This window comes from Pseudomonas sp. LBUM1643, assembly GCF_059716215.1.
Window position 1 is genome coordinate 6,230,302 of sequence record NZ_CP166813.1, and the last position, 13,022, is coordinate 6,243,323.

At 59.0% G+C, this 13,022-nt stretch carries 12 protein-coding genes; 4 read left to right on the forward strand and 8 right to left on the reverse strand.

Going from position 1 to position 13,022, the window contains the following annotated elements; all coding sequences use genetic code 11:
* Nucleotides 1-51 precede the first annotated feature (51 nt).
* The 7 genes from rsd to ACA063_RS28240 form a co-directional block, all read right to left on the reverse strand.
* Nucleotides 52-510 carry a sigma D regulator gene (gene rsd, locus ACA063_RS28210; protein ID WP_162436706.1) on the reverse strand — a complete coding sequence of 153 codons (459 nt, stop codon included), beginning with the start codon at nucleotides 508-510 and terminating at the stop codon, nucleotides 52-54.
* Between the two features lie 178 nt (nucleotides 511-688).
* Entirely contained in the window at nucleotides 689-1,240 is a 552-nt protein-coding gene (locus tag ACA063_RS28215; protein WP_497664167.1) for a disulfide bond formation protein B, read from the reverse strand.
* Between the two features lie 229 nt (nucleotides 1,241-1,469).
* On the reverse strand, nucleotides 1,470-2,708 hold the full coding sequence (locus ACA063_RS28220; protein ID WP_497664168.1) for a heme biosynthesis protein HemY: 1,239 nt from the start codon (nucleotides 2,706-2,708) through the stop codon (nucleotides 1,470-1,472).
* Nucleotides 2,705-3,859 (reverse strand): uroporphyrinogen-III C-methyltransferase, encoded by a 1,155-nt coding sequence (locus tag ACA063_RS28225; protein ID WP_497664169.1) that lies wholly within the window; start codon nucleotides 3,857-3,859, stop codon nucleotides 2,705-2,707. Before ACA063_RS28225 ends, ACA063_RS28220 begins: the two co-directional genes overlap by 4 nt.
* A 16-nt stretch (nucleotides 3,860-3,875) precedes the next feature.
* Nucleotides 3,876-4,643, reverse strand: coding sequence for a uroporphyrinogen-III synthase (locus tag ACA063_RS28230; RefSeq protein ID WP_497664170.1), 768 nt, complete (start codon nucleotides 4,641-4,643; stop codon nucleotides 3,876-3,878).
* The gene (gene hemC, locus ACA063_RS28235; RefSeq protein ID WP_497664171.1) at nucleotides 4,640-5,581 is read right to left on the reverse strand and encodes a hydroxymethylbilane synthase; all 942 of its coding nucleotides are present in this window, start codon (nucleotides 5,579-5,581) and stop codon (nucleotides 4,640-4,642) included. The genes ACA063_RS28230 and hemC overlap by 4 nt, the downstream gene beginning before the upstream one ends.
* A 137-nt stretch (nucleotides 5,582-5,718) precedes the next feature.
* Nucleotides 5,719-6,465 (reverse strand): LytR/AlgR family response regulator transcription factor, encoded by a 747-nt coding sequence (locus tag ACA063_RS28240; RefSeq protein WP_162436695.1) that lies wholly within the window; start codon nucleotides 6,463-6,465, stop codon nucleotides 5,719-5,721.
* A gap of 461 nt (nucleotides 6,466-6,926) precedes the next feature.
* On the opposite strand from ACA063_RS28240, the gene argH reads away from it, so the two are divergent.
* On the forward strand, nucleotides 6,927-8,321 hold the full coding sequence (argH, locus tag ACA063_RS28245; RefSeq protein ID WP_497664172.1) for an argininosuccinate lyase: 1,395 nt from the start codon (nucleotides 6,927-6,929) through the stop codon (nucleotides 8,319-8,321).
* Nucleotides 8,322-8,428: 107 nt separating this feature from the next.
* Here the strand turns inward: argH and ACA063_RS28250 are convergent, their stop codons facing one another.
* Nucleotides 8,429-9,088, reverse strand: a complete 660-nt coding sequence (locus ACA063_RS28250; RefSeq protein ID WP_497664173.1) for a glutathione S-transferase family protein — start codon at nucleotides 9,086-9,088, stop codon at nucleotides 8,429-8,431.
* Between the two features lie 125 nt (nucleotides 9,089-9,213).
* On the opposite strand from ACA063_RS28250, the gene ACA063_RS28255 reads away from it, so the two are divergent.
* From ACA063_RS28255 to ACA063_RS28265, 3 genes are all read left to right on the forward strand, one after another.
* Nucleotides 9,214-9,498, forward strand: coding sequence for a hypothetical protein (locus tag ACA063_RS28255; RefSeq protein ID WP_008150274.1), 285 nt, complete (start codon nucleotides 9,214-9,216; stop codon nucleotides 9,496-9,498).
* A gap of 228 nt (nucleotides 9,499-9,726) precedes the next feature.
* Nucleotides 9,727-9,972, forward strand: a complete 246-nt coding sequence (locus ACA063_RS28260; RefSeq protein ID WP_162436692.1) for a TIGR02647 family protein — start codon at nucleotides 9,727-9,729, stop codon at nucleotides 9,970-9,972.
* Between the two features lie 207 nt (nucleotides 9,973-10,179).
* Nucleotides 10,180-13,017: a class I adenylate cyclase gene (locus ACA063_RS28265; protein ID WP_497664174.1), complete on the forward strand. Its 2,838-nt coding sequence runs from the start codon at nucleotides 10,180-10,182 to the stop codon at nucleotides 13,015-13,017.
* Nucleotides 13,018-13,022: the final 5 nt, after the last annotated feature.

Genomic DNA, 13,022 nt, shown 5'->3' on the forward strand with positions numbered 1-13,022 from the left:
GCACAAAAAAACGGCGCGCAAAGCGCACCGTTTTATCCTGCGAGAAGAGATTCAGGCCTGAACCGAATCCTCTTCCTTGTGAGCGGTGTGAAGCACTTCGATCAGGCAGTCTTCCAGTTCGAAGCGTTCATGCAACAAGCCACCCAGCTCTTTGAATTTCTCAGCGACACATTGACCGGCATCACACAGGTCGTTGAACGCGAGCAGCTTCTCGGTGATGACGTCGATACGAGGGTAAAGGGTCTCGGCCAACTCCAGCCCACGAGTATCGCCAAATGCCTTGGCTTCACCGGTCAACTGTTCGTAGATCTCGAAATGTCCCGCCGATACGTAATCGACCAGCACTCCGCAGAATTCCTGCAACGGCTTTCGGTTCTCGCCCAGAGCCTCAGGCTTGGCGCCGAGAGCATCATAGGCCCGAACCAGTTCGTGACGCTCCTGCAACCAGCGATCGATCAGCAGATGCACTCCACCCCATCGTTCTTGAGCATTCTGACAACTTTCGAGCATGGTGATCTCTCTTCCCTTGTGGGTCATGCTGCCCTACACCTGTCGCACACTTGAAGATCAAGGATCGGCCAGGCAGAGCGTCATTCGAGCAACATAATTCCAATGACACGTGCGGGCCAGATTATGCCCGCGCGACTATCGCTTCAAGGTACGCAGGAGAGAAAGTTCATACAAGTGTTTAATCTCCCGCCAGGGCCCGGTGCGACGACTCGCCGCTGAGTGGTCGACGAAACGCGAACCAGAGCAGCCGCTGCATCTGCGCGCCCGCTAAAACCATCACGGCGACGAAGAACAACAAACTCCATTCCGGGATACTCAAGTCGAACAATGTCCAGGATATTTGCGCGCACTCGGCGGTGCCCTTGAACAATTGCTCCACCCTGCTCAACCAGGGTGCGTCCTTGAAAACCTCAGACAGACCGGACGAGCAATCGGACAAGTAACGCAGCGGATCACTCTGCAAAACCACTTGCCGCCAAGCCGTGACCATCCCCCCCAAGCTGCAGATAGATACAAGCAGCCAATACAGGAAAGTGCCGAGGCGCCCGGGACCCTGCACCGCAGCCAGCAGACAAAAGCTGGTCAGCAACGCCAGGCTGCCTCGCTGCATCAGGCACAAACCGCAAGGCTTGAGGCCGACCGCATATTCCAGGTAATAGGAAACGCCCAAGGCCAGAGCACCTGCGATAAACGCCATGAAAAACAAGGATCGTGAGCAGGCCAAAGACATGGCTTTTCCGTAACAGTAAGAGACAAGCGTTTACGTTAGAGGAAAGAGAGGCGGCGTTTCAAGGGATGCCAGCAGGGACAGGTCTATAGAGGTCGAGGGAATTGCCGACAGGATCTGGAGGATCAGGTGTAGCCCTTTGTAGGATGTTTCCTGCAAAGGACCACAAGGGAATAAATCTGACAGCTGAGGGTAATTTTTCGGAGAGGGAGCGGGCTCCCTCATCACAAAATCATGCGTGTACTGGTACCGGGAGCGGTGCTGCCAGCAAGCGTTCATCCAGTAGACCCAAACCTTCCTGGAACAGTTGATTGCTGCGTTCGGTATCGCCCAACTGTGCCAGCAGCCGCGCCAGCTCGGCGCAGGCTTCAGGGTTGCGCTGCACTCGCAGACTGCTCTCAAGATAGTCTCGGGCTTTGCCCCACAGGCTGCTTTGCAGACACAGGCGCCCCAGCGTCAGCAGCAGGCTCGGGTCAGCCGGATGGTCCTTGAGCCAGCCCTCGGCGGTTTGCAGTTGACGCGCCGGATCATTGCCTCGAACAAGTCCATACAGTCTGGCCAGATGGCTGTCATAGCTACGCTTGAGCGCCGTGCGCAAAACTTCTTCAGCTTCAGCCTGGGCGCCTAGCTGACGCAATTGCTCTGCGTAGGCGAGCACCAACGGCGGCTCCTGGCGCTGCGCCGAGGTCAGTTGCTGCCAGGCGCGATTGAGTGACTGCAAGCCGACGGTTCCGTCTTCCTCCCGATGCGCGGCCAGCGAGAGATTTTCTCCCCAGGCACGGCGCTCCAGTTCTGCCAGTTCGGAGGGGGGCAGAACCTTGTCCTTACGCAGCTCTGGCAACAAACGAATCACGGCGGACCAATCGCCGCGTTGTTGATGCAGGCGTTGCAACTGACGCAAAGTCTGGACGTTATGCGGATGACGTTCGTGCATGGCTTGCAGGGTGACGAGTGCGCCTTCGGTGTCTCCACGGTCGGTTTGCAGTTGCGCATGGTTCAGGGCAATGGCCAACTCTGCCTGAGGCTGACGCTCCAGCGCGCGCTCGAGCAGGTTATCGCTCTCTTCGTACTTGCCCTGTTCGTTCGCAGCGCGGGCAGCGCCGAGGTAGTAAAGAAGCGGTTGACGCTCAGCTTCTGCCGCGCGATGAAGATGACGCTGCGCGCTGGCCCAGCGACCCTCCGCCAGATCAAGTTGACCGTGTTCGATGGCCACCTGAACACGGCGGCTGCGGTTACGCCGCGACCACGGGTTGACCACGCCACTGGAGGTCATCACGAGCTCGATCAACGCCTTGATGCCCCAGAACACCAGCCAGAGCACCGCAACCAGTGCCAGGGTCGCCCACAGGCTCGACTCGAAACGGAAGCTTTTGTAGGCGATCAGGACATAACCGGAATGCTCGGCAATGGCCAACCCAAGTGCCGCCGCCGCAGCGATCACCAGAAACACGATCACATAGAGGCGTTTCATGGCGTGGCCTCCTGCGCTGTGTCTGCAGCAGGTTTGGGCATCGGTTTGATCGAATCCTCGGCGTTCACGTTACGCCGCTCCAGATACCCCTGGACTGCGCTCAGTGTGCCGGTCAAATCCGGAGTGACGACAGTGACAGGTTGCTTGCTCAGCTCGCCAACCTGCTCAAGCATTACCTTGCTCTGGGGGTTATCCGGGTTGAAATTACCCTTGAGAACATCCCGCGCTTCGGCCAGCGCCTGAGTGTAAACCGCCGCCTGACCATTGAGCGCCGCCCATTGTGCCTGCTCCAGCGCCAGGCTCAACGCCAGGCGAACCTGGCTCAGGCTCTGCCCTGCGAGTAACGGACGGACATTTTTGTCGGCATTGAAATCGATGCGAATGTAACGCGAGATCTGGTCCCACCATTGAGCCCAGCGACTGGCGCCATCGCCATCGGCGGTAAGCCCCAGCAGCGATTCGCCACGGTCTTTGTACTCCGGCGCCAGCTCGGTGAGGCTGATGACCTGGTCACGCAGAGCCCCCAGGCGCAGGAACAAACCGGTGCGATCAGGCTGTTCGGTACTGCGCAGCGCAACCAGCGTTTTGGCCACTTGCTCGCGAGCTGCAAATGAACCCGGATCGTTTTGCTCGCGCAAAATCTCATCCGCACCCTGAACCAGGGCCTGGGCGCTACTGATGTCTTGCAGTGCGGAAAGACGCAGGCTGGCCAGGCGCAGCAAATGCTCAGCCTCCGCCAGACGCCAATCCTTGCGGCTGGCACCGAGTACGGTTTCCAGGCGCTGGTTCAGGCGTTGCTGATCGCCTTGCAGCTGAGTCACCAGACGGCTGCGAGCTTCAAGTTCGTCGGCAGGGGGAAGCTGCTCAAGCCGGGCGCTAAGACGCTGTTCATTGAGCTTCAGGCTCTGGGCCTGGTCGTTCAACGCCTGCACCTGACTAAGCTGCTGCTGGTTGTTGGCTTGCAGGTGACGCACCTGCCAGACTCCCCAGCCGCCGACGGCGACACCGGCGGCGCCCAACAGCAGAGCGACGATTGCCAACCCATTGCTACGGCGCTCCACTGGCGCGGGTGGTTCAGTTTGAACCGGTGCTTCTCCTGGCGCGTCGAGCACCGGCAGGACGTCATCTTTAGGCAAGGCTGTTTCGCTCACGTGTCCATCCTTTGCATTAGAGAACGGGTTCGGGATGCTCCCGCAACGCCGTCAGCAAAGCCGCGGCACTGGCGCCACGACAATCCACAACTATTTGGGCCCCGGCGGCGCACGCCAGCTCGGCGACCCTGGGGCTTGGAACAAACAACGGCAACCTCGCCAATTGCGGCCATGCATCGCCAGCCAATTGGTGCAGGTGCTCAAAACCCTGTCCACTGCTGACCACCAGCCCGTTCAAGCGTTCCGCCTGAATCCGGTCGGCAAGCGTTCCCGGTGGGTAGTGAGGCAGCTCGCGGCGGTACAACTCCAGATACTCGACACTAGCACCAAGCTCGCGCAAACGCTCAGCCAGCAACTCCCGACCGCCCTCCCCGCGCATGATCAACACACGAGGCTTGTTCCGGGTGATTGCCTCGGACAACGAGGCCAGCCCGAGCAAGGCTTCGCTGTCATCACCTTCCTGCGGGAAGCTGGCGTCCAGTCCATGTTCTTCCAGAATCCGGGCAGTCGCGGCACCCACGCTGAACCACTTCGGAACGGGCGTCTGTGGACAATACTGGCTGACCAGATTCACCGCGATCCGGGCTGCGGGCTTGCTGACTACGATCACTGCGCAGAAGCGATCCAGATCCTGAATCACTTCGCGCATTGTGTCCGAGACCGGCATCGGCGCTATGTCCAAAAGCGGCAAGCTGCTGCTGAAAATTCCCGCTTCGGTCAGAACGCTGCTCAGCGCCGCCGACTCATCCGCCGGACGCGTCAGCAGCAGGCGCCAGCCAGTCACTCGTGGCCTGCCTCGCCGTAGACTGCTTTGAGAATGTCGTTGGCGCCCTGACTCAAGAGGTCTTCAGCGACTCGCACGCCCAGGCTCTCGGCATCATTGCGCGGTGCTCGGCTTTCGGCAGTGAGCAACAGCCCGCCGCTCGGATCACCCACCAGGCCACGCAACCAGATCTGCTCGCCTTCAAGCACGGCGTAGCAGGCGATCGGCACTTGGCAGCCGCCATTCAGATGTTTGTTGAGAGCTCGTTCCGCGGTCACGCGGGTGGCGGTGTCCTGATGATGCAGGGGGGCCAGCAGCGCGTGAATCTCACTGTCGACGCTGCGGCATTCAATGCCCACTGCGCCCTGGCCACCGGCGGGCAGGCTGTCGTCGACACTGATTGCTGAGGTGATGCGATCTTCGAAGCCCAGGCGAATCAGGCCGGCAGCAGCAAGGATGATGGCGTCGTATTCACCCGCATCGAGCTTGGCCAACCGCGTGTTGACGTTGCCACGCAGGAAACGGATTTCCAGGTCCGGGCGACGGGTCAGCAATTGGGCCTGGCGGCGCAGGCTGGACGTACCGACGATGCTGCCTGGCGGCAGATCTTCAAGGCTGGCGAAAGTGTTGGAAACGAATGCATCGCGTGGATCTTCACGCTCGCAAATGCAGAACAGCCCAAGACCTTCCGGGAAGTCCATTGGCACATCCTTCATGGAGTGCACGGCAATATCGGCTTCGTTTTCCAGCAGCGCGGTTTCCAGTTCTTTGACGAACAGGCCTTTGCCACCGATCTTCGACAGTGGCGAGTCGAGCAGCTTGTCGCCGCGACTGACCATGGGTACCAACGTCACAAGCAGACCTGAATGGGCCTCTTCGAGACGGGCTTTGACGTATTCGGCCTGCCACAGGGCGAGAGCACTTTTGCGGGTGGCGATGCGGATTTCGCGAGAGGACATGGATCAATCCGTACTGAATAGATACGGCGGATAATAACAGCTCAGCCAAATCCGCTTTGACTTGTATCAGAAACAGCATGGCCTCCCTGGCCCTGGATGTCCTGCAATGGGTGCGCAACACGCCGGTGAACAGCGGATTAAAGCTGTTGCATCATCTTTCGAACGCCTGCTACATGGCGGCGACTGACGATCAAGGCATCACCGTTCAAGCCTTTGAGGAACAGTTGAAAATGCCCCAGAGGTGTTCGTTGCAAACGCTCGATGCGTTCTCGGGCAACCAGTGCGTTGCGATGAATACGCACAAATCGGTCGCCGAACTCATCTTCGAGTGCTTTGAGCGGTTCATCCAGCAACACTTCGCCGCCTTCGTGGCGCAAAGTCACGTACTTGTGATCCGCAATAAAATAAACCACCTGGTCCAGCGGAATCAGCTCGATGCCTTTTCGAGTGCGAGCGCTGATATGGCTGCGTGGACCACTGCCAGTCTCGGCGGCGGGACGGGTTAATGCTGCAAGCTGAACGCGATTGGGGCGCTCGGCCTTTTTTAATGCTTCATGAAGTTGTTCTGTGCGCACAGGTTTCACCACATAGCCTACGGCGCTGGCCTGTAAGGCTTCCACGGCAAATTCATCGGGCCCTGTGCAAAACACCACGGCGGGCGGGGTTTCGCGTTCGCACAATCGCGCAGCCACTTGCAAGCCATCGAGGCCTGGCATCCGGATATCGAGCAACACGATATCCGGTTTGTGGCTGTCAATCAGTGCCAACGCCTCTTCGCCGTTCGTGGCGCTGGGCTCCAGGACGCTGTATCCCTCGAGTTCGCCGACCATTCGGCTCAGGCGCTCGCGGGCCAAGGGTTCGTCATCAACGATCAGGACATTCATATTGCGCTGGATTCCTGCGTGAGTCTCGCACAAGGATAGCGTAGACAGGTGAAGTGACGTCCGTCACCGCGATCCACGCTAAGACTAGCGCGAGGGCCAAAAAGTGCCGCTGGAACGACGGCTAAATTTTCATCTGCCGGGCGTTTGGCGGCCCAGGCCCGCGTTGGCGAGGCATCGCCGTAGGGTTTGCTGATACACAATATGAACACCCCCTCTTCTTATAGTCGTTTTACAGCGCCCGGAAGTGCGCTGATCCTTCTGTCCAACTGTAGACGGTTGCCGGGACGATATTGCTCAATCGAAAAATATCGTTGCGCAAATCACGACAACCCCTGATCCGAGTATGGACCGCTCTGCGAGAAAAAAACCTGTCGACCAGCGTCAACGACAGGATTGGCAACCCTGTTATTATCCGCGACAGCTTTCAACGTCACTTTTTTCCAGCCGATACGAGCGAATTCATGAGCACTGACAAGACCAATCAGTCCTGGGGCGGCCGCTTCAGTGAACCCGTCGACGCCTTCGTCGCCCGCTTCACCGCCTCCGTCACCTTCGACCAGCGCCTGTATCGCCACGACATCATGGGCTCGATCGCCCACGCCACCATGCTGGCCAAAGTCGGCGTGCTGACCGATGCCGAGCGCGACAGCATCACCGATGGCCTGAAAACCATTCAGGGTGAAATCGAGGCCGGCCAGTTCGACTGGCGCATCGACCTCGAAGACGTGCACATGAACATCGAAGCGCGGCTGACCGATCGGATCGGCGTGACCGGTAAAAAACTGCACACCGGCCGCAGCCGTAACGACCAGGTGGCTACCGATATCCGCCTGTGGTTGCGGGACGAAATCGACCTGATCCTGGCCGAGATCACTCGCCTGCAGCAGGGTTTGCTGGAGCAAGCCGAGCGCGAAGCTGGCAGCATCATGCCAGGCTTCACTCACCTGCAAACCGCCCAGCCAGTGACCTTCGGGCACCACATGCTGGCCTGGTTCGAGATGCTCAGCCGCGACTATGAGCGCCTGGTAGACTGCCGCAAACGAACCAACCGCATGCCGCTGGGCAGTGCTGCACTGGCGGGCACCACCTACCCGATCGACCGTGAGTACACGGCTCAGTTGCTAGGCTTCGACGCGGTCGGCGGCAACTCTCTGGACAACGTGTCGGATCGCGACTTCGCCATAGAATTCTGCTCGGCTGCGAGTATCGCGATGATGCACTTGTCGCGATTCTCCGAAGAGCTGGTGCTGTGGACCAGCGCCCAGTTCCAGTTCATCGACCTGCCAGACCGCTTCTGCACCGGCAGTTCGATCATGCCGCAAAAGAAAAACCCGGACGTTCCCGAGCTGGTGCGAGGCAAGACTGGCCGCGTATTCGGCGCCCTGATGGGCTTGCTGACCCTGATGAAAGGCCAGCCATTGGCCTACAACAAGGACAACCAGGAAGATAAGGAGCCGCTGTTCGACGCCGCCGACACGTTGCGCGACTCGCTACGGGCGTTTGCCGACATGATCCCGGCGATCAAACCGAAACACGCGATGATGCGTGAAGCGGCGTTGCGCGGTTTTTCCACCGCGACCGACCTCGCCGACTACCTGGTTCGCCGTGGCCTGCCGTTCCGCGATTGCCACGAAATCGTTGGCCATGCCGTGAAGTACGGCGTGGAAAGCGGGAAAGATCTGGCGGAAATGAGCCTGGAAGAACTGCGCAAGTTCAGCGACCAGATCGACCAGGACGTGTTCGCGGTGCTGACCCTTGAAGGCTCGGTGAATGCCCGTGACCATATCGGCGGCACGGCGCCGGCGCAGGTCAAGAAGGCTGTGGCGCGCGGTCAGGCACTACTCGCCAGCCGCTAAAAGCATCGCGAGCGGGCTCACTCCTACATTGGATTGATGGTGAACACCTTGAATCCAGTGTGGGAGTGAGCCCGCTCGCGATAGCTGACTTCACAACACTGCAAAACTCATTTCTTGGACGCAACCATTGCCATAAACGCCGGCATCGCTGCTTCCTTGTCCTTCGCGATCCGCTGCACGTTCGGGTTCTGCTCCAAACGCTCCAGCAGCGCTTTCGCCGCAGGCATCTCAGCCAGCAAATCCAGATCAAACAGCTTCTTTGCCACCGCGCAAGCCAGCGGCACGCTGTACAGAAAATACAAATCCGCCACACTCAAGCTGTCCCCTGCGACATAAGGGGCGAACTTGCCGTGCCTGCCCAACGAGGCAAACCCCAGCAACAGCTCAGCCTTGGTCTTCTCCTTGATCGCATCCGGCAGCGGCATACCAAAAAATGCCTCACCGTAGGAGGCTCGCCCCGGAAGTTCGATGTACAGCTCGATTTCCTTGGCCAGGGCCAGGACCTGCGACCGCTCAAAAGGATCGGTCGGCAACAGCGGCACGCCTGTCTGGCTCTGCTCGATGTATTCGAGAATTACACTGGTTTCATTGATGAAACCTTGCTCGACCTCCAGAACAGGTACCTTGCCACGCGGGCTGATCGCCAGCGCCTCGGGGCTGGTGCCCGCATAGAACGGCACCTCTTCAAACGGCAGCCCTTTTTCCAGCAGTGCCAGTTTGACCATGTTGTAGTAGTTGCTGACGGAAAATCCATAAAGCTTGAGCATCACAAAGCCTCCAGGCCGTGCGGGGTTGGCAGTGCCTGTTTTATAGAACGCCGAAGCTGTTTCTGCCAGCAGCATCACGACGCTGAATGCAGGTAAACTGCCCGTCTTAACTTGAGGAGCCTGCCATGAGCGAGCCAACTGATATCGAGATTGACGAAGAAGAGTTCGCCGAGAACACCCTGGTTGAAGCAATCGAAAACCAGATCGAAAGCGACAACCCGCCGGCGGCCAAAGCAACCTTCAACAAACTGACCCTCGTGGGTTACGAGCGTGAAGAAATCCTGAACTTGATGGCCCACGTATTGGCGGTGGAAATCGACGCGATCCTCGAAGAAGACCGCGCGTTCAATACCGAATGGTACGAAGCAGCGTTGCGTGCATTGCCGGAATTGCCGCCAGAAAAGAAGTAAGCCAATCCCCGTGTGGGCGCGGCAAATGCCCGCTCCCACACAGATTGTCACCAATCAAACCTGCCTTCCCCAAGACCCTGACTACACTGGTACGCACCCCGCTGCCGCCCTACCTGCCGGGGAATGCTGCCCCAGGTGAAAAACCCTGTCGCGAGCACTGGACATGCCGCACGAGTGGGATCACCTTAGGGGCGCTGTCGTCCAATTCCTAGAAAGTCTGGAGTCCTTATGTCGTTTACCCCTGAGTTGGTTGCCGAACTGGAAATCCTCGCACTCTTCCCCCTGGACAGCTCCCAGGAAGGTTTGAAAATCCATCAGACCGCTGCCCCGAAAGCCATCGCCGCTGCCCGACGCCTGTATGAAAAAGACCTGATCGACCAACCCGATGGCGGTTATCTGACCAGCCTGGGTCGTGACGCTGCGCAAAATGTGCAAACAGTACTGACGATTTTGAACGTAGAAGAAACTGCCTGATACGCACTGCATCGCCCACGGGAACCCCTTTCACGGGATTTCCGCGGGCCTGTTTCGTACCTGCCCTGCTATCTGCCGTCGCCCTGCGATAAAAATCTGACGCCAGAAATACAAAATCAGCTAAAAAGTCCCGGGACCGAGGCGCTAAACTGCCCCTCATCCTTGAGACCCCCTACGTCCGTGCCTCGCGAGCCGGTTTGAGCTGACATGACCCGCAACCATGAAATCCGCCCCGACCTGGACGAAGGGATCGACCGCAAGGTGTTGAGCCAGCTGCGCGCCCGTTTTCTGAAGCTCAACGAAGGTCGCATGGCCCGCGCCATGGAAGGTTTGTCGACCCGCCAACAAACCGTGCTGACGCTCCTGCCGCTGTTCTTTCACGTTAATCATCCGCTACTGCCCGGTTATGTCTCCAGCAGTACACCGGCCGGTTTATCGAACTACGAACCTGATGCCAATACTCTCGCAGAAGCCCAGCGCCTGACCCGATCGTTTTCCTACAAGCCGCGTCATGGCAGCAACCCGCCGCGACCGATTCACGGCCTGTTCCTGATGGGCAGCCTCGGCACGCTGGCTCAGGCCGATCAGAGCGATATGGACGTCTGGGTCTGCCACGCAACGGATCTCGGCGAGAACGAACTCAACGAGCTGCGCAAAAAATGCCAACTCCTTGAGGTATGGGCGGCCAGCCAGGGTGCCGAGGCGCACTTCTTTTTAATCGACTCGGCGCGCTTTGTTCGCGGCGAGCGGGACACACATCTCAGCTCCGAGGATTGCGGCACAAGCCAGCACTACCTGTTGCTCGACGAGTTTTACCGCACCGCGATCTGGTTGGCGGGACGTACACCGATCTGGTGGCTGGTGCCAGTCTACGAAGAAGCGAGTTACGACCGGTATACCCATACACTGATGTCCAAGCGATTCATTCGCGCCGATGAAACGCTGGACCTCGGGCACTTGGCCTACATCCCTCCCGGCGAATTCATCGGTGCCGGGCTCTGGCAGCTGTTCAAGGGCATCGAATCGCCTTACAAATCGGTGCTGAAGCTGCTGTTGATCGAGGTCTATGCCAGCGAACACCCCAGGGTTCATTGCCTCAGCCTGCGTTTCAAGCAAGCGGTTTTCGCCAATCAGCTCGACCTTGACGAGCTGGACCCTTATGTCGTGGTCTACCGACGCATCGAGGAATACCTTACAGCCCGTGGCGAGCTGGAACGCCTGGAATTGGTACGCCGCGCGCTGTATTTGAAGGTCAATCGCAAGCTCACCGGCAGTAGCCGCACCCCGAGCTGGCAGCGTTCACTGCTCGAACGCCTGGCCCGTGAATGGCAATGGGACGCTCGCCAGCTGGCCTTGCTCGATAGCCGTAGCCAGTGGAAAGTCCGCCAGGTCAGCGCTGAACGGCGAGCGCTGGTGAGCGAGTTGAATTACAGCTACCGGTTCCTGACCCAATTCGCGCGCAATGAACAAACCGTCAGCCTGATCAACAGGCGTGACCTCAACGTACTGGGACGACGGTTGTACGCGGCGTTCGAGCGCAAGGCGAACAAAGTCGAATTTGTTAACCCGGGCATCGCACCGGACCTGGCCGAAGACACGCTCACCCTGGTGTACGCGGCGAACAAGAAAGAACCAGGGCAAACCCAATGGGGCTTGTACAACGGCAGCCTGACTACCCATGAGTGGGAGCATTTCGCCCCGATCAAGCGCAGCCGCCAATTGCTGGAACTGTTGACCTGGTGTCACCGTAACGGCGTGATCGACAGCAGCACCCGTCTGGCCTTGCATCCGGGCGGCAGCGATATGAGCGAGTTCGAGTTGTTCAACCTGCTCGGCAGCCTTCAACAGAGCATCGCCCTGCCCCTGACCACCGTCGCCGAAGAACCGCTGCTGCGCGCCAGCGTGCCCAGCGAGGTGCTGATTCTGGTCAACGTCGGAGTCGACCCGCTCAAGCACCATCGCGACCTGAACATTCTGATGACAACCGAACGCACCGACTCACTGAGTTACGCCGGTGTCCGGGAAAACCTGGTGCTAACCCTAGACCAGATCACCCTGAACAGCTGGAATGAAGTGCTGGTCAACCGCTTCGATGGCCCCCATGCGCTGCTCGACTGCCTGCGCGACTACCTCAACAACTTGCCGAGCGGGCCGCGACAACCGAAGTTGCGCGTACGGTGTTTCTGCCATAACCGCGCGCAGTTCATTGCGCAGCGGGTTGAGGACATCCTAGACACTGCGCAGAACCTGCTGTTGAGCCAGCTCAATCATCGCTACCTGATTCAGGTGCAGCAGCATTACCACGTCATGGAACTGGTGCCCGGCCAGGTCAAGCACGTCGCCCTCGCTACGCTCCCGGCACTGGTCGACTACCTGGGTGCCGAGCGAACTCGCTACAGCCCGCTGCACCTGGATCCGATGGCGCTGGAAGACCAGGATCTGGCCTTGATTCTGCCGATGGGTCAGCCGGATTGCATCCAGGTGTTTTACCGGGTTCACGACGATCAGGCCGATGTGTACGTGCTGGATGAATTCGATGCCCTGTGGCAACAGCGATTGCCCTATCACGACGACCAAAGCTTGCTGGCGCCTGTGCAACGGTTCTTGCAGTCGATTCTGTATCGACGTGACGCGTTGCTGCCGCTGAACACCGCTCAGCCGATGGATATTAATTATTACCAATTGCTGCCATCAGGCCCGGTCAGGGCTCGCCGGGTTGAAGTCCGACCCGCCCCACAAACCCCCGCCAACAAACCGTTCTATGACGTGCAGGCCATCGTCGGCAAAGCTGCGCCGGGCACAGTGCACATCACGTTGTATTGCAATCAGCAGGAGTTTTCAGAGCTGGAACATGGCGACCAATTGTTCAAAAGGGTCGCCCGAGAGATTGTCGAGCAGCGACGCGAAACGGAGCGCTATCGCTGCTACATCACCGATCTGGACCTGACGGGCCTGCTCGGTGACGGGCAGAGCTCAAGCAATGTGTATCTGCGCTACAAGTCTGACCTGGAGCGCGCATTAAACGAGGCGCTCGAGCAGTTTTGAACGGT